We start from the raw sequence: 23326 nt of genomic DNA on the forward strand, positions 1-23326 counted from the left end.
TCAGGAATCCTGCAAAAAGGGATAGAAAATTAAAGGAGGCAAAGCACAGGCAGAGAAATGTCATAAGGGATAGACTGCAGAAATTGACAATTGAACTAGTAAAGGACAATGATGATAAGACCTTTGTCTTTGAGGATTTAACAAATATAAAGGAGAATGGAAAGAAAAAGAACAATAAAGATAAAAACAACGATAAATCTAAAAACAATCCAAATGGATCAAAAAAATTCAGAACAGATATTAACAGATGGCCATACAGATTATTCCAGAGATTTATAGATTATAAATCAAATAATAAAACATTGTATATACATCCAGAGGGGACTTCTTCTGAATGTCCTGTATGTGGTGGAAGATTAGAGCACCCAATCTGGAAAGCATCCAAATGCAATAGCTGTGGTTTAACCTACGATAGGAATAGATTATCATCGTTATCCATCTCTATCCGTGGATTAGACCTCTGCGGTACCCCGTTTACCGTGAGTGGCAGTTCCTCTTGGCATTCTATGAAGAATGATTACTTGTACCATCCAGATCAAGTAATTGTTGAGGATGCCAATGACTGCAAGAGAGAAATGCATAATAATGCATAGTATTTCAGGAACGGTGGTCATTTATCCTATGATACGGATCTCCTCCTTGCCGGGCTCATAGAAAATATGTAAAGGTCAATAAACAGCTGAATATAAATTTGCCTTTTCATGCAAGTGAGCTGCTCCTCAGCTGAAGCTTCGGATCTTCCTTCAGCGAAGGATATCTATATTTCCGGACATCCGTACAAGCCATATACCACTATAACCACAGGCGGGAATTCGGATCTCATCGAACCCACTTAAGTATCGTACATTTGTTTATCATGGATGATACAAAATATGGAAATATAATTTATAGGTCATTTTATTGGGAGAAGTCCGTGTATCTCATCGCTGAAGGATTTTAAAGTTACAGCTTCCTCCAAACCCATAACATCTTCTTTAAAAATGTTCATCGATCATGCTGCAGATCATATGGATGGCTGTTATATGTGCTTCCTGTATTATGGATGTAACGCTGGAGTCCACGTATAGAGTCTCGTCTGCGATATCCTTGATCTGTCCGCCGGTCTTTCCAGTAAAGCCGATGGTATGACACCCAAGCCTTTTGGCGGATTTTAAACCCTCTATAACGTTCTTGGAATTACCTGAAGTGCTTATCCCTATCACCACATCTCCAGGTTTAGCCAACGCTTCAACCTGCCTTGAAAATACCACATCATATGAGTAATCGTTCGATATCGCGGTGATAGAAGAGGTGTTGGTTGTCAGAGCTATAGCGGGCAGAGGTTTTCTCTCCTTCATGAAGTGACCCGCCAGTTCTGCGACAAAGTGTTGCGCGTCTGCTGCGGATCCTCCGTTTCCGAAAACGATTAACTTATTGCCAGCCATGAATGCATCGTATATCTTCTGAGCTATTCCAGTAATCCTGGCGACGTCAAGATTTAACCTTACTCTCGCACCTTCGTTCAAGTACTCTTTTGCATCCATGCAGGATTATGTGCTGACCTGGATATATCATTTCTGATCTTGGCGCGTCAAATAGTATCATGCTATAGGTAAAAGACTTATATATCATTTCATGATGAGTAAATGTGAACGTATTCTTGAAACGCCTTTTGATAATAACGATTGCCGTTGCGGTAATAGCGCCGGCCATATATTATGCGATTACACTTAACAATGCGAATCAGAGGCAATCGGATCCACTTTATTATGCGCCATCTGACACCAATGTCCTTGGTTATGTTAACTATAACGGAACTCATTTCTATGTTTATGCCAATAACAGAAGCTATGGCCTTATATTTGATACTTCATCTATATCCAACGTAAATTTCAGCAGAATCTCTTCGTTGATGCATGGAAATGGAATGAACAGTTCTACTTTTAATTCCAGTTCAAACTTTACACCTAAGACGAATATTAGCCTCTATGCTGACTATAAGGATTACAGTATATACGTTGTCAGAAACTTGAGTTTCGCATTCATTGGATTATCCATTACAAATCAGACTCTTTATCTCTATGAAAGTAACGGGTTTATCGTGCTGGGGAACCTCAATGGCATCTATGAATCCATAAACGCAACACTGGACAGCAAGAATGCGATTGGATATTCCAGTTATCTGAACAGCAGTGCAAATGTATCGATGGCCGTATTCAACGTTGGAAATAAGATCGTGAAATCTGTATATTTCAACCTAACCGGAGATAATCTCACCGGAAGCATAAGATTCCTGAATTATACCTATGAGTCGTACTTCCTTTCAGCGATTTCGAATATGAAAGGGGCTACAATAATAAGTGTACATGACCTCAACGTAAAATTCAAACTGGACATTAGTAGTTTGACTTCGGCCTATGATCTCATAGGTGTCCTCAATGCTCAATAAATTTTCTGTTGCTTTTTCCTATTATTTCAAAAATTATTATCGTTCCAAAAGTTTTTACCTGATGCTAGCGCTGATCATTATAATCAGCGGAATAATGTCGTATTTTTCATTCCGCTATCAGAGCAAGGTTAACACTTTTCTTGACAGATTTGACAGCACCGCGATCACCACAGGTTTGAAATCCAGAGCATTGGACTATATCTGGTCTTTCGTGCTGGTTGATATTCCAGTGTATGCAGCTGTCTTCTTTGGATCTCCCTCCATATCAAGCGAGATAGAAGACAGGACGGCATTTCATATTTTTTCGCTGCCTGTGGGACGAATGACCATTCTATCAGCTAAATACGCTGCTGCCTATGCAGCCACCGTGTTGATATCTTTGATATATATCATATTGGAAGCTATCATAACCATAAGGATCTACGGAACCATAGACATGAATTCGTATTTACTATCATTGGTTCTTACTCTTATATTCATAGCTTCAGTTCTCGCCTTCACTTTCTTCATAAGCAGCATATTCAACAGAAACATCTATGCATATATAACAGTTCTAATCATCTATTTTCTTGTCTTCAATGCGGTTGATGTGATAACCAGCTTGCTTTACAGCACCACATCGCCTTTTCTTCTCAACAATGCGGCCAACATAATAATGGAAGTTTTCATAGACATCAATCTTTTTACCTTCTCCCCAACAATATCACTTTCTCCAGCCGGTGTATCGAAGATACTCCTAGCGGTCGCCGTGATGGTAATATATCTCGTTGCCTCCCTTGCAGCGGCAACTGTACTTTTTGAAAACAAGGAGGCGAAATGATGAACATATCAGTGAATAAAGTATCAAAGCGATATGGAGATATTCAGGCCCTCACCGATATATCGTTTGAAGTCGAGGGAAACGGATGCCTTGTACTCCTTGGACCTAATGGCGCGGGAAAGACCACCCTTATGAAGATAATGACAAACATAATAAGACCAACGAGTGGAGAGGTGAGAATCAACGGTATCAACGTCAGAGAAGATCCGGGCAGAGCTCTCTCATCCGTTGGGTCGTTGATAGAACAGCCGGAATTCTATCCATACATAACTGGGTATGAAGCGTTGATGTTCACATGCATGATAAAGGGATTATCGCATGAAAGGTGCATTTCAGAGGTGAACAGAGTATCTAGCCTCACTCACTGCAGAGATTATCTGAACCGAAAGACAAAGGAATATTCGCGTGGTATGAAACAGCGGGTCGGATTGGCGGCGGCCCTCATAGGTAATCCAGACATCATAATATTGGATGAGCCTACATTCGGCTTGGATCCAAACGGGATGATGGAGATAAGGGAGATAATTTTGAATTTGAAGAATGTTAAATTGATCGTGCTTAGCACCCACCTCATATATGAAGCAGAATTACTGGCCAATCATATAGGTATAATCGATCATGGACATCTCATACACTTCGGGCCTGTGGAGAAAGATCGATATCTGGAGGTTAGAGGTAGAATCCGGGGAACAGATCTGAAACTGAACGGTGTGGACGTAATAGACAGAGAGGAAAACAGAATCATATTGAGAAAAAATCGTGATATAGAAAATTGGGAAATAATAAAGGCTCTGGAATCCTCCGGATCCTCCATAGAAACTTTCGATTATTACAGCGTGATCGAGGACCTCTACAAGAATAGCGTCTCTCATTCTGATGCAGAATCCTAGGTGTTTCAATGATTCTTTCCCATCGTGAACAGTCTTCCAACAGATCGAATCTTTTAGACTAATGCGCTTACCTTTTCCCCAGCAGACGTATTCGTTGAAGGTTCGATATAGCGATCTCAGCAGTCGTGTATTCGAACTTCAGCAATCCTAACGTCATAATCCTTGCAAAAATTTCACTGGATTTTCCATATGGGAAAATCCATGCATCTAATAGTCGAAGATCGTGTTTCACGGCTTTCCATGGGCGCCCCGCATTTCCTGAACTGATATCCAGAGGAATAATATAGTAAGCTGTATATATTTATAGCCAGACATGAGAAAAAAGCCATCAGACATACATAAACCTTATTTCCTGATTCTTGTTATTGTCATGATGGATGTTTATATCAATTTCCCAGTTGATACTCATGTCCGGAAAATAGCAGAGAGTATACTTCAAGATTTTGATTTACACTGGTTTCCGGATTATTTTGATGCCGAGGTGCAGATCATAAAAGATCGATATGTACTGGGAAATAGAACAAAAATGATACAGACAATCAGTGCTGGTGTTGATCACATAGATGTTGCCGGTATCCCTGATAAAATCATACTGTGCAGCAATGCTGGTGCCTATTCAATATCGGTTGCAGAACATACCTTTGCTCTGATACTCTCACATGCAAAGAATATAATAGAAAATAATTCACTTATGAAATCTGGAACGTTTAAGCAGTCACCAACTACCCTTCTATATGGAAAGACTCTGGGTATAGTTGGTTATGGAGGAATAGGAAGAAGGGTAGCAGAGATAGGAAAGGCCTTTGGAATGAAGATTGCTGCCTATACGAGATCGGGTGCTGATGATAACGTAGATAAGCTGACTGATGATGTGGCTGAGCTGTTCGCATCTTCAGATATGATCGTCTTATCGATCCCGCTCACTGATAAAACCAAAGGCATGATAAATTACAAGATTCTTCAAAAGACCAAGAAAAATGCGTTTATAGTGAATGTCGCACGGGCCGACATAGTCCTCAAGTCCGACATGCTGAGATTCCTCAGAGAAAATCCAGATAGATGGTATCTATCAGATGTCTGGTGGGATGAACCTAACATTAAGGATGCCGATCTTCCAAATTTGATACTTTCCCCTCATGTGGCTGGAGGCATGTCTGGGGAGATCATGGATACTGCATTACGTCTGGCATTTGAAAACGTGAAGAATTTCTTTGATGGGCATCCAAGAAATGTGGTAAAGAAGGAAGAATATAAGATGAAGAGCGAGAGATTCCTGGGGATATAAATGATGAGGAGAACTGTTTATGCTGTCAGGCTTGATACGGTGAGATATGAGAGAAAACTCAGCCTAATAGCCACCGTTGACAGCATAGAGTCTTCTCATGGAATAATTAACAGCATGATCGATATAGCTGAAGAAACCGGTTATCCTTATGAGATATTGATATCAACCAGGGCACCGGATGATGAGAACTACTATTACGATGAAATACGCGTCATATCAAGGAACACAAGGAAAAGAAGCGACGGATTGGCTAGAGCTATCAAATTGGCAACAGGAAACTACACTTTTGTATTCGATCCCTCTATAAGTTATTCACTGACTTATGCAGATCTCATATATGGATATATAAATATAGGAACCAGCGAAATACTGTTATCCAACATCATGGGATTTCAGACTGAAGTTGTGAAGAATGTTGGTAACTGGAGACCGCTGATCTGTGGAGAAGATATCGATCTAATGGCCAGGGCGTTGGATTCTTACGGTGTAATTGCCTATCCACTCGGTAGTCTGACAACCCTTGACATAGGGCAGATGATCTACGACAAAAGCCGGAGCATGATAGAGAGAATAATTGCGATGCGGGATCTGACTACAGCCGCAAACCTGAAATATAACGATATTTCTGAGATGGCCAGCTCCATGGATATGGATTTTGCTACATATGAGATCCTAATGACTGGAAAGCTGCTTTCTTACATATCAAGACTAAGACCATATGAAAAAAATACGAACAACTACATCTTTGTCATGAACAGGATAATAGAATCATACATATCTCAGGACTATAGAAGGATAGATACCATAACTGAAATGCCGAGAATAGAGATCTCCTCAAGCACCAGAAAATATCTTTCATCTGTGAGCGACCTGTGGACAATGCAGGATTCTGACAATAAATATCCGCGTGAGAGTGTTTAGATTTATTCGACATTTTACGTATATAACGTCTGACTTGATATAGATGAAGTTTAATCATATACCAGAAAAGTTTAAAAGCTGAAATACCGATAAGGCATATCACCATGGAATTTCAGCAGGCAACCAATGCCATAGAACAGCAGGTCTCATTACGCGATTCTCTGTCAGACAAGACTTTAGTGATCATAACCCATGACGAGGACGCACCAAAGAATCTGCCCCCATTCGGTGAGGTTAAAGTATATACTGTAGAGGCTATAGAAAAAGACCGCAAAAAATTTTCTCAAACTCTTGATGACAACACCTTCTATATGATATGCGATGGTGGGTATGCCTCAAAGGACATAATCTCAAGCCTCTACGACATCGACAGGTACGATATCATACTTGAAAAGAGAAGACTTGGGTTGCTTTTGAAAATATTCAAACATATCCTGGCTGAAAATGATAGGATGGCCGAAACGTCTCTTGATGTCATTTTCATGAATTCTGCTGTTATGGATTATATCTTATCAAGACATTATAAGATCTCCAGAGAAGTCCTCTTAAGAATAATTGCATCCAACAGGTTCAGGGTAAAATATGTAGAAACAAATGTATGGCAGAACCTTAAAAATTTCGTATATATAGGAATCTATGAGCTGATCCACAGCTCTCTGCCCAAGTATCTGGTTGTTGGAACGACTGGCATCCTCATCAATGAATTCATGCTCAAGATGCTATCATATCGTTTGCCGTTGACGTTTGCAGACGCACTTGCTATCGAAAGCAGCATAACCTCTAATTTTCTTATGAATGAGTATTGGACGTTCAACAATCGCGAGGTATCTAAGGGCGTGAAGGGCTTCTTCAGAAGGATGGGTTTCCACAACCTCACATCCCTGATAGGCCTAGGAATAAATCTGGGCATATTTACAGCACTTGTGGACACTGGAATGGAGATGCTCGCCGCAAATCTCATAGGTATAGCTGTGGCATTTCTATCAAGATACATCATGTCTTCAAGACTTGTATGGCATGCCCCCAGCAAGGCCAGTGACTGATGACGCATCTCTAAGGATATCAGACAGTTTTTATTTTCTCTCGCATATCTTTCTTTATTCTTAAATCCAAGATTTCGATTCAGGAAATATGTCCCTGATGTCGATCCGGATCAAACTGGGCAGCCTTGCTGTTGGTGTTGCCATATTCGCCATAGGATTCGGCATAATCTACGGTATAATGTATTATATTGGTTTCAACATTGGCGTTTTAGCGCTCCTCATTATACTAGCGCCGATATTCATAATTATGGATATCTTGCAGTGGCTGTTCGGTCCATATATGATCGGCGCGGTGTACAGAACACACAGGATAACGCCGGATGAGCCTGAATATACCATGTTGAATTCAATAGTCAGCGAGGTGGCGAAAAGCAATAAAATCAAGACACCTGATATATACATAGCTGAAGTAGATATTCCGAATGCATTCGCCTATGGTTCGCCAATTGCCGGCAGACGAATCGCAGTGACAAGAGGCCTTCTCCGGATCCTCGATCCTGAAGAGATAAAGGCTGTGATCGGACATGAGATGGGACATCTCAGGCACAGGGATGTCGAGATGCTATTGGCAGTTGGACTTATCCCAACGCTAATATTCTATTTCGGATATACTTTGCTATTCTCAGATGGCAGAGGAAGAAATGCGGGCGGCATATTGTTGCTTGCCATAGTTGCAATCGTGGCCAGTTTCCTCTTCAGATTCCTCATACTTGCCTTCAATAGGATGCGTGAGAGTTATGCTGATATAAACTCCGCTCTCACAGTAGATGGTGGTGCAGATAAGCTGCAGACGGCACTTGCAAAAATTGTTTCAGCAACTGGTCACACTGGTTATTCCTTCAGGCGAAGACGAAAGAATACCTCCAGCAATCTCACAGAAATGCTATTCTTCAGCAATCCTGACGTTTCTGAAGCAGGGGATTACAGAAAGCTGGTTGAGGAATGGAAGACAGCTAAAGTTTCTCTATTCTCGGATTTCTTCTCAGATCATCCTCATCCAGCCAAGAGGATACAGCGACTGGAAAGAATGAAGGACCGAAAAATGTGAGCTACTCCTAAGCTAAAGCATCAGAGCTTCCTTTCATCGAAGAGACCTCTACCCTTCCGGACATCCGTACAAGCCATATATCACTATAACCACAGGCGTGTATTCGGATCTCATCGATCCTACTCAGTTATCATCCACTTGGTTTTCATGGATGATACAAGAGAATATGGGAAGACGATCTATAGATATTTCCATTGAAGGAAGTCGATTTATCTCTTGTACGAAGAGAGAGTTTTACTGCTTCCCTCAAACTCCTAACTTTTTTATAAAATTAGAAGACAAAGTGATCAACTTTATATCCAATCTTTGAGTAGTGCTAAAAATCTAATATATGATTTATTATCCCTACAGCATGCTGGCAGAGCGGTCATGGAATCTGGCCATTTCCGTAACTCTAATAGTTTATGCCTATATGGCATGGCTATCGGTCGGTTACTACGATCTCTCTGCACTCGTTATGTCATGGATTCTGATAATCATATCTTCACTTCTTGCGATAAATTCTACCACAAGATTCAATCCAAAGATCAGAACTACGCTCATTTATTCTGCCCTGCTCATATCCATGCTTTTGCTCATCTCGATCTCCCTAAGATACGTGGCCAGCTATTATCTTGAGGATGAAATTCTGATCCAGACAAATGCGGCCTATCTCTTCCTGCACGGAGAAGACCCGTATCTGAAGATAAACATGCTGAGGCTTTTCTCCACAAGCCAGGTACCGCTTTTCAATACGCCAACGCTTGATGGTGGATATGTTTATTTTCTCATTTATCCTGGACTGTCGGTCCTTCTGTTTGTTCCAGCCTTATTATTTCATTTCAATCCATCATATGTTATAATAATTTTCAATTTTATATCGATAATCCTGCTTGTATACTATTACAGAAAGAACAATCTCAAATTGCAGACACCACTTATAATAACAGATATGATGGTCTCCGCCTTCTACATAGGATTCACGATCGCTGGTGTATCCTCCATAATATGGGTAACCCTGCTCGCCCTTGCATACGTATTCAGAGAAAAGCCATATATATCCGGCATCTTTCTTGGATTGTCTATTGCCTACAAGCAGGATCCGGTCATAGTTGTTCCGTTCCTTCTCTATTTCATTCTGAAGGAATACGGCGGCATGCATGAGTTAAAATTCATACTGGCCTCAGCTGTGTCCTTCCTTGCAGTTAATCTTCCCTTCATAATAATGAATCCCAGCGCATGGCTGATCTCCATATTAAGCGTCGCTAACCAGAATATAATAGGCGTTGGATCTGGACCATCAATATTATCCTTCGCCGGATACTATCCAATAGATCCTCTGTATTTCTCGATCCTGGTAATGGCCATGGAAGTTTTCCTTTTTTTCGTCTACGTTAGGTATTACAATGCATTAAAATACGCATTCTTTGCGTTTCCCATACTGGTGATGCTCTTCAACTTCAGGGTTTTAATAAGTTATCTTATGTACTGGCCATTTTTGATAATGCTCATCCTGCCTGACATAAAGATCAGTGAGAATATGATTAAACCCCTGCATATCAACAGGGCTCACTTCCTCGCATTTTCTGTCGTCCTTATAATCATAACCGGTGGCTTTGCCATACCCATCCATTCTCAAAATGGCGACATCAAAATTGCTTCAATAAATGCCTATTACGATAATATCTCCATACCAAATGTCATAGATGAGATGAACATATCCATGATCTATGAACCAGGAAATGGATATCCTACGACGATACCCGTATACTTCCGCATCCTCACAGATTCTGGTTTACAGAACTACAACATAAATGGGCTTCTATGGCATACAAACCTGTACTTGCATCCTGGGAGGAACAACCTCACCATATATCCGGATAATTATTTTGGACTGCTACCATCCAACACTTCTTTTGTGATCATCGCATATTATGACCATATGCAGACCGCATACAGAAGCAATGGCCTCTATGCTGTACCGAAATATCCAATACCAAACCCCATGCTGATGTATCCTGAATACTCTTCAACTGAACCCTTCCCAGGATGGCATGCCACGAAAGGCGAGGGTAAACTTGTTTATTTGGCCAACGGATTTACCTTTAACTCTACAGAATGGTATAATTTAACATCAGACCAGTTTCAGGTATCATCCGATCTTGAAAATTTAACATTGCAGTACAACATCAGTGGATACGGTATCTACGGATATACAATATCATTCGGAAACTTCAACTATACAGTCTCATCGGAATATTTTTCCTTCAATTCCAATTACACCCATCTCATCGTGAACAATAGGATGCATGCGATCAGTTTCTCGAATGCAACCAGATTTGCAATGGAGTACAAATGGCCGATGCAGAGCGCGGAACTTTCCTTTTTCATCGGCCCTGATTCTGGGGTGACGGTGAAGTATGAAGGTGCGGAATATGAATGATGACGATCTGTGGTCAACCGTGAGACGCATAGAGTATCTTGGCTTCACAGTGATAGCGTATATGATCGCATACTATCTCTGGACCGTCTACGGCTATTTGGATCTCTACATCGATCTGCTTCAGTGGACACTATCCATAGCTGGAATATTCGTTGCGATATACGCGCTCACAGGCCATTCCATGAAGATATCACGCAGAACTGTTTACATACTTCTTGCTGGTAACAGTGCGCTCATACTCACGATCATCTTAAGATTTGGATTCCTTGATATCACATTCGATCCTGTGATACTCTTCCTTGCTTTTGTGGACTATTATCTTGTGCATGATATGGTGACTGAAAAACATGGAAATCCAAGGAAATTTGCCTATATATTTGCCATCGTGACCGTATCTCTCCTATCCGTCATATCGGCCGCGATGTACTCCAACTATGTTGCTGCCACGATTGCAGTTGTTCTAATTGCGCTGAGCATACTGTCATACTTCAGGTTTTCCGCCCTAATTTATATGGCCATCGTCGGTTCGGTCATATTCCTCGCGCTCTCGATCTTACCGCTATATCCTAGGTTTGGAACTGACGAACTTGCTCTGGACTACTATGCAGCATTGATGATACTGCATGGAATGAATCCATATTCCGCGCATGTTATGAGTGGAGCATTCAAATCTTTGCATTTTCCGCTGTACATGACCACCCCCATGGCCACAGGCGGCTATGTTGAAAACTTTTCTTATCCAGTGCTGGCAGCCATAATGTTCATGCCGTCGGTGATCATGCACTTCCCCCCGACGCTCGTCATCCTCTCATTCACCATTGCCATATACCTGATGGTGGCTATCTATTTTTTCAGAAGAAAGATGGTAGTATCCTCGATTCTCTCCATCGCCATACTTGCGGTGAACATAAACATCATCAATTTTGCGGATGGATCCGTTCCAGACGCTGCCTGGGCTGCATTTCTTACTGCTTCAATTATGCTTATAGAGAAACCTCGTTACTCCGCCCTTCTGTATGGCTTATCAACATCGATAAAGCAAATACCATGGATTATCTTACCATTTCTGCTCTATTTCGTCTATCGCGAGAGGGGTATCAGAAATGCTGTCGAGTATCTTCTGATCTCTGCTGGTGTCTTCATAATCACCAATATAAGTTTCATTATATCGAATCCACATTCATTCATTTCGTCCATTCTATCCCCTGAGACCGCACAGCTGATCGGTGTCGGACAGGGAATAAGCATCATCAGCATAGCCGGCTACTATTCACTTGAACCGCTATATTTTACCATAATGTTTGTCTTCTCGATACTCTTTTTCTTATTCATATACATAAGACATTTTGAAACGATGAAATACACATTCCTGATCTTTCCGCTCCTCATATTCTTTTTCAATTTCAGAGATCTCTACAATTACCTCATATTCTGGCCCTTCATGGCCTTTGCATTTCTTCCATATCTAAAAGGCAGGAACGCCAATAAGAGCTTCAGGATTGGTCTCAAACGGATAATGACCTACTCCATGGTGTTCATAGCTGTGGCGGCCATTATAGCGGTTCCTATGCATGAACACAGCCAATTCTCAATATCTTCTGTCTCAAATATCAATAGAACCTCGTATTACGTTATCGGGATGAACGTCAACGTTTCATATACTGGTGAGCATCCAATCCCACTGGAATTCAGATTTCTGCCCTATGGATATTTGGGAAATCTCAACGGTTTCATATGGTCCGTGAAGTCTTATACAGCTGGATCCAACTGGATAAACTTCACGATCGTGCCCTCCTATCAGCAGTCCATGCTGAATGCCAATTATTCCTATAAGCTAATTGCCTACTACGGAGAACAACAGGCATTCTATGATCTCAATTTGCCCTCTATGATCTACGGTGAGTGAGCTACTCCTCAGCTGAAGCATCGGAGCTTCCTGATTCAACGACCGACCTCTGCCTGTACGGATATATTCCGTACAAGCCCGATGTTGCGATCTCCACAGGCGTGAATTCGGATCGCACCGATCCTACTTTTATAAGTCCGATCTTCCTTATGTTCTTGGCGGCATTCAGATCCCTGTCTATAGTTAATCCGCACACATTGCAATGATATATGCGATCTGATAACTTCAGATCATGCTTTACGTTACCGCATCTTGAACATATCTTAGATGATGGATCGAATCTTCCTATCTCTATTATATTCTTTCCATATTTTTCTGCTTTCCATTCCAGTTTCTGCTTGAAGGAATAGAAAGAAACATCACTTAGACTCTTCGATATATGATGGTTCTGCATCATTCCATGTACGTTCAGATCTTCGATGACTATGGTATCGTACTGCTTGGCTATCGCAGTCGATATTTTATCATCGAAGTCTTCACGCATGTTTCTCAGCTTCATGTACTCCTTCTGTAATTTAAGTATATGCTTGCTTCTATTCTTCGATCCATTCTGCTTTCTCGATAACTGTTTTTGTAATCGTCTTATTCTTTTCTCTACCTTCTTTATGAATCCTGGATTCTCTATTGCTATACCATTCGATAAGGTTGCAAATTTTTCGATGCCTAGATCTATACCAACGGAGTTCTCTTCAGATAATGGTTTCTTCTCTGGTAGTTCTTCCTCATTTTCATATATAATAGAGCAGTAATAGTATCCTGAATCCTTTGTTATTATTATCTCATTTATGTCCCTTATTTCTGATAGCTTATCTTTAGATCCCTTGAAGTATATGCCTTCAGAGAACTTTGGGAAATAGATCCTGTTTCCTTGAATTTTGATGTGCTGTGGTACTGCAAAGAATTCGTTCCTTTCCTTCTTCCTGAATCTTGGATGTTCTGCGTTCTTATGGAAGAAGTTCTTGAATGCATTATCGAGAAAGCGTAGAGACATCTGAAGTGATTGGGCGTTGATCTCGTACAGCCATGGATATTCCTTCTTGAGTTCGATGAGCATGTTATTTGTGTCGAAATAGTTCAGAGAAGATCTCTGTGCATCCCTATGCGTTATATAGTATTCATCCCTCCTTTTTAGAAAGTAATTGTATACGAATCTACAGCTGCCAAAGTGCTTCTCCAATAATATTTTCTGTCCTTCGTTTGGATACAGCTTTACTTTGGTGGCTGTTATCACTATCTATAAGTATGGTAAATTGTTTATAAATATTTCCATTGAGGGAAGTCCGTGTATCTCCTCCCTAAAGGTCGGAGTTTTACTGCTTCCCTCAAACTCCTAACCTTCCTATAAAAGATCAGGGCATGGGATACAATATACATCTCGTGATGATCTGTATACTGGGAGCTTAAATAACGATACCTACAGATTTCAGTACATCCAATCTTTCATTTATGGAAATGCTTCCTGAAATAATTTAGAACAATGTAGCTGCTATCGGAATCAATGCTTATATATCAGTTGGTATTTAATAAATTATGTATTCACCCGTTAGATTCTTTACAAATGAGATGTTGAAAAATGTTTCAAACACCGTGAAAGAAGTATCATCATTCATCTATCCGCCTGTGACGATGTATCAGGATGGAGAAGATCTGGTGCTGGAAGCTGAGCTGGCGGGCTTCGACAAGAAGGACATAAGGGTGACCGTTGATAAAAACGTTCTTACCATAAGGGCGGAACGAAAGAGGGAGTATAAATCGGTCTATCTCGATCAAAGAGTGGACAAGGTCTTCAAGGTTGTGCGCCTGCCGGTAGATGTTGAACAATCCAGTATTTCTGCTAAATATCAGGACGGCCTTCTCACCGTCAGGATGAAGGCCAAAGATATAAAAACAGTAGAAATTGAGTGAAAAAATCATTATTTATCTTATCATTATTTTCTTATCATGACGTAGACAAATGCTATAGAATCCAGGATTATTAAGGGAATGAATATAAAAGGCCTATTCTGAATCTCCAGGAAAAATGACACAAGAAGGAATCCCAGAAAGATAGAGGCAGGAATTTTGTAATCGCTTCTGGGTCTTTCAATCTCTTCTTCGCTCTCCAGCTTTCGCTTCATTAAAGGCACGATCTGAACGGCTTTCTCCACTGACCTTAACGTGTCTGAGAGGAAATTCTTAAGCTGCTGCTTGTACAGGGTTTGAATGAGCCCTTCATCGTAGAGCAGCTTCTGCAGTACCCTGATGAATTTGAAATCAGGATCAAGCTGCTGGCACACGCCCTCCAGGAGCGATGACATCCTCATATAGAGAACCAGTGCCCGCGGAAGCCTGAATGGGAACTGGAATATGACATCATTGGCAACATCGAGCAATTCTCTGATCTCAAGATCTTCCGCCGATCTTCCATAGAAATTTGATATGGCCAGTTCTATCCCCTTTCTGACAACACCTCTGTTCGCTCCAGGAGATAGGGCATTCAGGGAGATCAGGGCATCTATTATTTCATCTGGATCCCTATTGAGAAGACCGTCGTAAAGGGATAGAAGCCTGAATCGCATTTCATCATTTATGTGGCCGATCATACCAAAGTCGTACAGTATGATTGTGCCGTCTGATTTTACAGATACGTTGCCAGGATGCGGATCTGCATGGAAGATGTCGTTTTTCAGGAGCATGCGCATGAATATTGTGTCATATCTGAGTGCGAGTTCCTTAGTATCTATTCCGGCTGATTTTAATTTATTTACTTCATCTATCTTTATTCCTTCAATGTATTCCATGACCAGAATTTCCTTTCCAGAAAGTTCCTCCACTACACCTGGCACAATAACACGATCTTCCTCCTTAAGGTTTGCTGCTATGGCACGCATGTTTGACGCTTCCTTTCTATAATCGATCTCGTCAAATATGCGCCTATTGAAATCGGCAAGAACATTTTCGATGCTTAGATACAGAAAATTATCTATTCTTCCCTTCGCAAGTCTCAGGAGATGTTTGATCACTATCAGATCGTTCTTAACCCTTTCCTCGATGTTATATCTGTTGACCTTTACAGCTACTTTCTTTCCTCTATAAACTGCTTCATAAACCTGCCCAAGGGAAGCGCCAGAGATTGCAACATCATTGAAATATTCAAAAACATGATCTATTGGCCCAATGTTGCGCTCTATGATCTCCTTTACAAGGGGAAATGGATCAGGATCCACCCTATCCTGCAACAGTCTGAAAGACTTTAGATATTCTTTTGGTAGCAGATCCGGCCTTGCTGAAAGTATCTGACCCAGCTTGATGAATGTAGGTCCGAGCTCAATAAATCGCTTGACAGCAAGCTCTCCATGGCGTTCAATTTCATAATTCCATTCATGATCACCACGTTCAATCTTCCTGTCTTTGAGATATCGCCTGAATACTGGGTAGAGCTTTCTGAATATACGGATTTCATCACTGATAATACCCATAAATCACCGTGGCATCAGACGGAATCGCATGGCATCTTGGATACCTGATCTATGATGGATTCAAGCTTATGGAGGCCTTTGAGTTCAAATTGCCTTTCTCCGTTAATGAACATGATCACTCTAGGTATGCTGTTTATATTCAGAAAATCTATAATTTCAGGACTCTCATCGATGTTCATCTTGTAAAAATAGCAGGCATTCAGTTGCTCGCATGCCTCTTCCAAGTACGGTGCCATCATCTTACAGGGATGGCACCACTCAGCCCAAAGTTCTATGATGAAACTTTTCTTATTTTCAACAAGCTGTTGGAATTCACTGAACGTGATGTCTTTAACGCAGGCCATATGTCTCATCAATGCTTTTAACCTTATATATTTTTCAGATCCAAAATGATTTCAAGCTGAAACACTCGAACAGAGCTAGGAAAACTTTGCCAGGGCGATATTGTTCTTATCACTAGCATTTCAATTGGCAGACTTTCTTTCAGAACCTATCTCGTCAGAAATCAAAGATTCGTCCTGCATCCTATTTTTGCATTTTCTTATTGTGCCGCTCGTAATTATACTCCTGCTTCCATCATATGAATTTATGAACTGTATTACCCTGTCTTTGTTGAACTGCGTGGCCAAATAGATGGCGAAATTGCCACGATGAAATTTGATCTTGCAACGAAAAGTTCTAAAAAGCTCCCTCGAAAGTTCCTCCTGTTTTGAAGACCAGACAAGTATGTATCTTTTCCTGATGACAGATCCCTTCAACACTATCACCTAATCCCAATCGACAACGGCACATCCATTCGATTCTCTGACTTATAGCGAATCACAGCAATACCATGTACGAGATGCTGAAGCCGCAGATTGAAAGTTATACATTTCCCTAAGCTCAGCATTTTGTGGGCATCACAGATGCACGTACGTTTTGATCTGAAGACCTTTACCTCTATCCATCCTATATTTTTATCCTTTTGTATGCTGATATCTTCCCGGCATTGTCGGTATTTTGTGATACGGATAGTTGATATGAGAAATTTATTTTTCGAATACCCGATCTCGCTTAATTCATCCTGAAATGCAGTGTTGATGTGAAGAATTTTCAAATTGCATCGAATGAAATGATTTAACCCATAATAATTCCCAGCATTCTCCACCCTGATATCGAAAAGGCCTCCTGTAATTGAACTATCTTATTATATAACATAATGCAAATAGATATGTGTGATGAACATAAAGGACGCAGCAAATTATGAAATTTTTTAACATAACTTTAAATTTTCAATATCGATATCGGAATCGATATGATGTTCGGCAACTTTGGAGCTTTTAAGAAGCGAGGATCACTCAGATACTGGATCTTATACCTCATTTACAGTAAACCCATGAGTGGCGCTGAGATCATGGACGAGATAGAGAAGCACAGTTTTGGTTTGTGGAGACCGTCACCCGGCTCCATATATCCAGCGCTTGAAACGCTGCTAAAGGAAGGGCTCGTCATCAGAAGACCGGATGGGAGATACGAACTGTCGGAGAAAGGCAAGGAGGATCTTGGCATAAATGGAATGACACAGTCCGATCATCTTAAGACACCGGAAAGTGTCATAGATGAAATATACAGCTATGTCCAGTATCTTGAGGATATAGTGAGGAAGGAAGGTCAGCTATCTGAATTCGACAGACGGAAACTTAAAGATATAGCGGATAAACTTCAGGAAATAGAGTCTAAATAGGTGATTTCAAATGTCAATGATAAAGACGGAAAATCTGACAAAGATCTATCCCGGCGGTACGAAAGCCGTGGATAATTTGAACATAGAAATAGAGGAAGCGGAGATCTATGGCCTGCTTGGAAAGAATGGCGCCGGCAAGACCACAACGATAAAGATGCTGACGACAGCCATCGAGCCTACCTCTGGAAACGCCATCATTGATGGTTATGATCTGAAGAGGGATAAAGAAAAGATAAGAAGGATAATAGGGGTAGTACCACAGGATCTCACCACTGATGCTGATCTAAAGGGGATAGAGAACCTTAGAATGATTGCAGCATTCTATAATATACCAAGATCAGATGCAGATAAGAGGATAAAGGATCTGCTTGATATAGTCGATCTCTCCGACTGGGGGAACAGATATGTCTCACAGTATTCTGGCGGTATGAGAAAGCGACTCGAACTCATATGCGGTCTTGTAAATTCACCCAGGATACTGTTTCTAGACGAACCTACTCTAGGTCTTGATGTGAATACAAGATCCAAGATGTGGAAATACATAAAGGATATACAGAAAGAGCTTGGCGTCACGATAATCCTGACATCTCACTACCTTGAGGAGGTCGATCAGCTTGCGGATAGGATATCCATAATCGATCATGGCAAGGTCCTCATCACCGGAACACCAGAGAGCCTAAAGGCCAGCCTAAAAGGAGACGTAATCACGATGGAGTTTCAGTCAAAGGAAGAAGCCGATCTCGCCCGCGCATATCCTGGAGCATTACATGCTTCCCTAGCAGGAAATTATAAGGTGAGAATGAAAGTAGAAAACTCAGACACAGAACTTCCAAAGATACTATCTTACCTCATGGAAAGGAACGTCTCTCCTTCAACGATCAATGTCAAGAAACCCTCGCTGGATGAGGTTTTCCTCGAGTATACAGGATCCACAATAGATGATGATATAGATCCGGAACAGTTCAGAAGGATGATGCAGAATGTCAGGAGGTTGAGATAGATGTCTGGTCTTGCACCGCTCACCGTGCGCGAAATAAAGAAATGGTATAGAAATCCAGTATATCTCATAGTGGGCCTCTTGCAGCCTGTTTTCTGGATAATACTGTTCGGGAGCGCCTTTGACATTTCTAAATTTGGCGGCCCGTTCGTTTCATCGTTCTTTGATGGCGCACCAGACTACATAACGTACATGATCGGTGGTATCTTAACGATCACTGGACTGTTCACCGGAATGTTCTCTGGAATCAACATAATCTGGGACAGAAGACTTGGTATACTTCAGAGATTCCTAGTTTCCCCCATTAAGAGAAGCTCCATAGTGTTCTCCAGAATCATCGCTTCAGTGGTTAGAATAATAGTCCAGGTGGTTATACTCATTGCGATCGCTCTGATAATACCTGATGGCCTGAAAATATCCCATTCTTTCACCATCATTGATGCCCTGCTTATGGTGGCTGCGGTGTTGATGATCTCTTTCATATTTTCCTCAATATTCTCAATAATAGCCATAAGAATGACCAGAATGGAAACCATAATGGGTATAACGAATCTCGTAAACCTGCCATTGATGTTCGCAAGTTATGCGCTGTTTCCACCCGATCTTATGGTTTCATGGCTCAGTGATGTTGCAAAATATAATCCGGTCTCATGGTCTGCGGAATCCATCAGGCTTTTGATAATATATGGAAATCTCTCTGGATCTCAGATTTCAACATTCGCTTCGTATATGATCTATCTATTCATACTGACCGTTATCATGATCCTGCTGGTGTACTTCGTCTCTGAAAGCGGAATCAAAGAATGAAGATAGTCATATTTTTTCTTAACAATTATTCTTGAAAATTTTAGGGATCCTTTTTCCTTGCTGATCAAATGTATGCATCACATGCAGAAGTTGATCCATATAATCATAGAACTTAGGCTAGGATACATGATGTTGGCTGAATGGATGACGATCGTATACCGCTATCTGCTTTCTTAGAATATAATGCTAGCTCATGAATATTTGACGAGAAGAATATCCATATTTAAATGCGGATCAAGAGAAGGTTGCTAGCCAGATGAAATTGGGATGCTGGCCATATGATATTGATGATCGCTCTTTATCGGCTAACCCGATAAATTCAACCCATCAAAATGCAGGCTGTTTCAAGGAACGCATTAAACTTTATCATGGAGAGAATATCCTTCATATTTTTTAAACAACGAAGTTCCGATGGTTTGGAAAAATTATATTTCGTCTGCAGTAATATGAGAGGGAGATAAAATGGAAGTTATGGGGAAGATCGATCAGGGTGTAGTAAGCATCGAAAAAGACGGCAGGATAGTCTTTACAGTGGATTTATCCGGCAGATTTATCTTCTATACAGATGGCAACGCCACATACAGGAGATCCCTTGAAAATAAATTTTTGAAAATAACGCACAATGGAAATACAAGAAAACTCGAACAAATCCCAGATGATCAGGCTCGTGAAATCGCAAATTCAGCATATGATTTTCTCAGGTCTTCACATGATAGCCTGCCGGAGGAAATAAGGGAGGCTGTTTCGCCGTTCCTGGACATGAACTATGAAAAACTTGTCCTTGATGCTGAAAAGATGAAGATCATATATGGCGGGGATATCCCAATAGTTCCACCTGATCAGTATTTCCCTGTATATGTGCAGGCTGAAACTGGATGCTCATGGAACAAATGTACCTTCTGCCGCCTATACAGAGACCGTACGTATGGTGTGCGTTCTCTTGAGGATTTTTCCAAACATCTCCACAGCATAAAGGAATTCTTCGGTAAGGGCCTGGCAGCAAGAAGGAGCGTTTTCATGGGCGATGCTAATGCTGTGAACATCGATCAGAAGGTGCTACTCCAGATGCTCGATATGATACAATCGGAGTTCAATTTGCCTATATTCTCGTTCGTCGATGCGATATCGACCCAGAAGAAGAAAAGCGAGATACACTTTCAGGAGATGAGAGAGCATGGCCTCAAAAGGGTATACATAGGCCTGGAATCTGGAGATCCTGGCATACTGAGAATCTTCAATAAGCTGATGAACGTGTCAGAGGCCATCAATCTTGTAAATAAGATAAAGGGTTCCGGCATAAACGTGGGCATAATTCTGATGGCAGGAGCTGGCGGTAAGAAATTCTATAGAAATCATATAGATAATACTGCTTCTGTTATATCGCAGATGGATTTGGGCAAGGGTGACATAATCTATATTTCGCCCATGTACGAATATGAGGATACCGAATACTATAAGGTCGCACAGGATCTGGGCATACTATCCCAGGACGAAAAGATGAAACAGATAGATGAACTGAAGGCAAAAATAAGAGAAGAATTTCAGGAATTCAATGGCAAACCTCTTGAATGCCCGATAGCACCCTATGATATAATGGAGGCAGTGTATTGAGCGTATTCGTTAGAAGATCGATAACCGAGGAGGATTATCTCAAGATAATTCAAGAACTAATGCTTTACAAGGGCTATGCGACACTGGCTGATATTTCTAAAAGTCTCAATGTTAAGAGGCAAAGTGTCAGAGATGAGATAAATCATCTCATACTTCTTCACATGGTGGAGAAGATCGAACGGGGCAAATATCAGTTAACCATAGAAGGAAACCACGAGGCGAATAAATTTCTGAGAAAACATCGAACTGCAGAAGTCTTACTTTCAAAATGTATAGGGATCCCATGGGAAAGGGTGGATGAGGAGGCCATGGGGATAGAGCATGGAATGACAGAAGAAATAATACAGAGAACGCTGGAAAGGTTTGGTGTAACCCGATGCCCACACGGTAACCCGATACCGGATCCAGATGGTGAAGTTCAGGAGATAAACGATAAAAGCATAATGTCCGTAGATGTCCCCAGAACTTTGAAGATAAGCAGGATCGTTTACGAAACAGATGAGATACTCCACTTTCTGGCAATGAATGATCTGCTTCCCGATAGGGTAATTAAAGTATTGTCAACTGGCGATCCCGTAAATGCAGAAGTGGGCGGTAAACTTGTTAAAATACCGGCCTATATTGCAAATGCCGTAATGGTTACTGAATATTAAATACGAAAATAGAGGATTTGCTTTTTCCCAGATGATTCATATCACATGAAACTCAGCGCGTTAACCATTTTTCCTGCTTGTAGAAAGTGAAGAGTGCATAAATTGTGGAAACGAACATCATAAGGAGACCTATGATCCATATGCAAACACCTTTGCCCTATCGCCCTTCATCGTGGTTGATATTGATACGCCGAAAATGACGGCTGAAGCTGTTGTCAGAAAATTTATGAAGGATCTCGCTACGAAGAACAGAGGCATATCTGGATCGCCTCTTAACCTATGAATTAGATAGCTATCAAACCTCAATCTTGGCGTCATACCATAAAAGAACATGTGCATGTGAGGAACAATATATATGAATGTCAGCACGCCGATGACCAGAGTGAATATGGGAAGAAGATACATATATATGAGATCGAACGTGTACAGGGGCCCTGCCTTTCTCGCAGATCCACTCGCAATATCCTTGAAAAAGTACGTCCAGCCAACCCTTCCCCATCTGATCTGCTGCTTGAAGAATTTCTTGAAGCTGCTGTACTGGTATGTGCGAGCATATACATCGTAATCCTTTACGGCTCTGTAACCGGTTCTTATTATATATGAGGTTATCTGCCTATCATCCCCAAGCACGCTTCTCTTTCCCATCACAATATTGTCCTGAAATTCACGGGACATCAAAAAGGGCTTGATTACGTCCGTCCTGTACATGGAGCATCGACCGTCAAGAACCATCACTGAGCTCTTCCTAGACATAGATTTGAATATGACTTCTCTGACACGTTCAACGAATTCCGAAGCATATGAAACAGGATGACCGTTCCTGAATATGCTGATATTTGTTCCAACACCACCTACATCGGCGTCAAGATACTTTATCATGTCCGCGACTGCACCGGCGTCTATCACTGTGTCGCTGTCCAGAAACATAACAAGTGGCGTATGCACAAACTGCATTGAATGTGAAAGTATCCCCCTCTTTCCTCTATGCGGACTGACTCTGATAAAAGTGCATCCATGCTTCTCAGCGATGGATCTATATGGTTCGTCGCAGTCATCGCCGAAGACGAAAATTTTTGATCCCTGTTTAGAGGCCGCGATAACAGCCTCTTCGAATATTATTGGATCCTCCATGTACACGGGCATGACTATTGTGATGTCCTCTGCCGTAAACTTCTCTCCATTTTTTGGATTGTGCGATTTTCTGTAAGCCAGTGAATTATAGCTGTTCACTATGTAATATATCGATGATATCAACCCGAATAAAAGCGCTATAATTTCAAGGATCCTTATCGTATAATCACTATTGCCATCGCT

23 protein-coding genes are annotated in these 23326 nt (G+C 41.2%); 17 read left to right on the forward strand and 6 right to left on the reverse strand.

Going from position 1 to position 23326, the window contains the following annotated elements; genetic code table 11:
* Positions 1 to 593 (forward strand): zinc ribbon domain-containing protein (locus DMB44_RS05010; protein ID WP_153280159.1); only part of this gene is annotated, 593 nt, incomplete at its 5' end.
* A gap of 114 nt (positions 594 to 707) precedes the next feature.
* Entirely contained in the window at positions 708 to 836 is a 129-nt protein-coding gene (locus DMB44_RS09690) for a hypothetical protein (RefSeq protein ID WP_255414317.1), read from the forward strand.
* A gap of 138 nt (positions 837 to 974) precedes the next feature.
* Here the strand turns inward: DMB44_RS09690 and DMB44_RS05015 are convergent, their stop codons facing one another.
* Positions 975 to 1523, reverse strand: coding sequence for a D-sedoheptulose 7-phosphate isomerase (locus DMB44_RS05015; protein ID WP_110641464.1), 549 nt, complete (start codon positions 1521 to 1523; stop codon positions 975 to 977).
* Positions 1524 to 1627: 104 nt separating this feature from the next.
* Between DMB44_RS05015 and DMB44_RS05020 the strand changes: the two genes are divergently transcribed.
* The 9 genes from DMB44_RS05020 (at position 1628) to DMB44_RS05060 (ending at position 12763) form a co-directional block, all read left to right on the forward strand.
* Positions 1628 to 2428, forward strand: coding sequence for a hypothetical protein (locus tag DMB44_RS05020; RefSeq protein WP_110641466.1), 801 nt, complete (start codon positions 1628 to 1630; stop codon positions 2426 to 2428).
* On the forward strand, positions 2418 to 3248 hold the full coding sequence (locus DMB44_RS05025) for an ABC transporter permease (protein WP_110641468.1): 831 nt from the start codon (positions 2418 to 2420) through the stop codon (positions 3246 to 3248). The genes DMB44_RS05020 and DMB44_RS05025 overlap by 11 nt, the downstream gene beginning before the upstream one ends.
* Complete coding sequence (locus tag DMB44_RS05030) at positions 3245 to 4138, forward strand: ABC transporter ATP-binding protein (protein ID WP_110641470.1); 894 nt, start codon at positions 3245 to 3247, stop codon at positions 4136 to 4138. The genes DMB44_RS05025 and DMB44_RS05030 overlap by 4 nt, the downstream gene beginning before the upstream one ends.
* 373 nt (positions 4139 to 4511) lie before the next feature.
* On the forward strand, positions 4512 to 5423 hold the full coding sequence (locus DMB44_RS05035; RefSeq protein WP_110641551.1) for a 2-hydroxyacid dehydrogenase: 912 nt from the start codon (positions 4512 to 4514) through the stop codon (positions 5421 to 5423).
* A gap of 3 nt (positions 5424 to 5426) precedes the next feature.
* Entirely contained in the window at positions 5427 to 6344 is a 918-nt protein-coding gene (locus tag DMB44_RS05040) for a hypothetical protein (protein ID WP_153280160.1), read from the forward strand.
* 104 nt (positions 6345 to 6448) lie between these two features.
* Positions 6449 to 7387, forward strand: a complete 939-nt coding sequence (locus DMB44_RS05045; RefSeq protein WP_110641474.1) for a GtrA family protein — start codon at positions 6449 to 6451, stop codon at positions 7385 to 7387.
* 88 nt (positions 7388 to 7475) lie between these two features.
* Positions 7476 to 8435 carry a zinc metalloprotease HtpX gene (gene htpX, locus DMB44_RS05050; RefSeq protein WP_110641476.1) on the forward strand — a complete coding sequence of 320 codons (960 nt, stop codon included), beginning with the start codon at positions 7476 to 7478 and terminating at the stop codon, positions 8433 to 8435.
* 352 nt (positions 8436 to 8787) lie between these two features.
* The gene (locus tag DMB44_RS05055) at positions 8788 to 10857 is read left to right on the forward strand and encodes a glycosyltransferase family 87 protein (RefSeq protein WP_110641552.1); all 2070 of its coding nucleotides are present in this window, start codon (positions 8788 to 8790) and stop codon (positions 10855 to 10857) included.
* Positions 10850 to 12763: a glycosyltransferase 87 family protein gene (locus DMB44_RS05060; RefSeq protein WP_110641478.1), complete on the forward strand. Its 1914-nt coding sequence runs from the start codon at positions 10850 to 10852 to the stop codon at positions 12761 to 12763. Before DMB44_RS05055 ends, DMB44_RS05060 begins: the two co-directional genes overlap by 8 nt.
* Before the next feature lies 1 nt (position 12764).
* On the opposite strand, the gene DMB44_RS05065 is transcribed toward DMB44_RS05060, so the two are convergent.
* Complete coding sequence (locus DMB44_RS05065; RefSeq protein ID WP_110641480.1) at positions 12765 to 13994, reverse strand: RNA-guided endonuclease TnpB family protein; 1230 nt, start codon at positions 13992 to 13994, stop codon at positions 12765 to 12767.
* A gap of 299 nt (positions 13995 to 14293) precedes the next feature.
* Between DMB44_RS05065 and hsp14 the strand changes: the two genes are divergently transcribed.
* The gene (hsp14, locus tag DMB44_RS05070; protein WP_110641482.1) at positions 14294 to 14668 is read left to right on the forward strand and encodes an archaeal heat shock protein Hsp14; all 375 of its coding nucleotides are present in this window, start codon (positions 14294 to 14296) and stop codon (positions 14666 to 14668) included.
* Between the two features lie 23 nt (positions 14669 to 14691).
* On the opposite strand, the gene DMB44_RS05075 is transcribed toward hsp14, so the two are convergent.
* From DMB44_RS05075 to DMB44_RS05085, 3 genes are all read right to left on the reverse strand, one after another.
* Entirely contained in the window at positions 14692 to 16221 is a 1530-nt protein-coding gene (locus DMB44_RS05075; RefSeq protein ID WP_110641484.1) for an AarF/ABC1/UbiB kinase family protein, read from the reverse strand.
* A gap of 14 nt (positions 16222 to 16235) precedes the next feature.
* Positions 16236 to 16565 carry a thioredoxin family protein gene (locus tag DMB44_RS05080; RefSeq protein WP_201796933.1) on the reverse strand — a complete coding sequence of 110 codons (330 nt, stop codon included), beginning with the start codon at positions 16563 to 16565 and terminating at the stop codon, positions 16236 to 16238.
* A gap of 120 nt (positions 16566 to 16685) precedes the next feature.
* Positions 16686 to 16979: a hypothetical protein gene (locus DMB44_RS05085; protein WP_110641554.1), complete on the reverse strand. Its 294-nt coding sequence runs from the start codon at positions 16977 to 16979 to the stop codon at positions 16686 to 16688.
* 539 nt (positions 16980 to 17518) lie between these two features.
* On the opposite strand from DMB44_RS05085, the gene DMB44_RS05095 reads away from it, so the two are divergent.
* The 5 genes from DMB44_RS05095 (at position 17519) to DMB44_RS05115 (ending at position 22012) form a co-directional block, all read left to right on the forward strand.
* On the forward strand, positions 17519 to 17944 hold the full coding sequence (locus DMB44_RS05095) for a PadR family transcriptional regulator (protein WP_110641557.1): 426 nt from the start codon (positions 17519 to 17521) through the stop codon (positions 17942 to 17944).
* Positions 17945 to 17954: 10 nt separating this feature from the next.
* Complete coding sequence (locus tag DMB44_RS05100) at positions 17955 to 18944, forward strand: ATP-binding cassette domain-containing protein (protein ID WP_110641490.1); 990 nt, start codon at positions 17955 to 17957, stop codon at positions 18942 to 18944.
* A complete protein-coding gene (locus tag DMB44_RS05105; RefSeq protein ID WP_110641492.1) occupies positions 18945 to 19748 on the forward strand; it encodes an ABC transporter permease in 804 nt (267 codons plus the stop codon). It abuts the gene before it with no gap.
* Positions 19749 to 20210: 462 nt separating this feature from the next.
* Positions 20211 to 21359 carry a radical SAM protein gene (locus DMB44_RS05110; protein ID WP_110641494.1) on the forward strand — a complete coding sequence of 383 codons (1149 nt, stop codon included), beginning with the start codon at positions 20211 to 20213 and terminating at the stop codon, positions 21357 to 21359.
* Complete coding sequence (locus DMB44_RS05115) at positions 21356 to 22012, forward strand: metal-dependent transcriptional regulator (RefSeq protein ID WP_237265307.1); 657 nt, start codon at positions 21356 to 21358, stop codon at positions 22010 to 22012. Before DMB44_RS05110 ends, DMB44_RS05115 begins: the two co-directional genes overlap by 4 nt.
* A 129-nt stretch (positions 22013 to 22141) precedes the next feature.
* Here the strand turns inward: DMB44_RS05115 and DMB44_RS05120 are convergent, their stop codons facing one another.
* Positions 22142 to 23242 (reverse strand): glycosyltransferase family 2 protein, encoded by a 1101-nt coding sequence (locus DMB44_RS05120; RefSeq protein ID WP_237265308.1) that lies wholly within the window; start codon positions 23240 to 23242, stop codon positions 22142 to 22144.
* Between the last annotated feature and the right edge of the window lie 84 nt (positions 23243 to 23326).

The organism is Thermoplasma sp. Kam2015, assembly GCF_003205235.1.
In the GTDB taxonomy this organism is placed as follows: Archaea; Thermoplasmatota; Thermoplasmata; order Thermoplasmatales; family Thermoplasmataceae; genus Thermoplasma.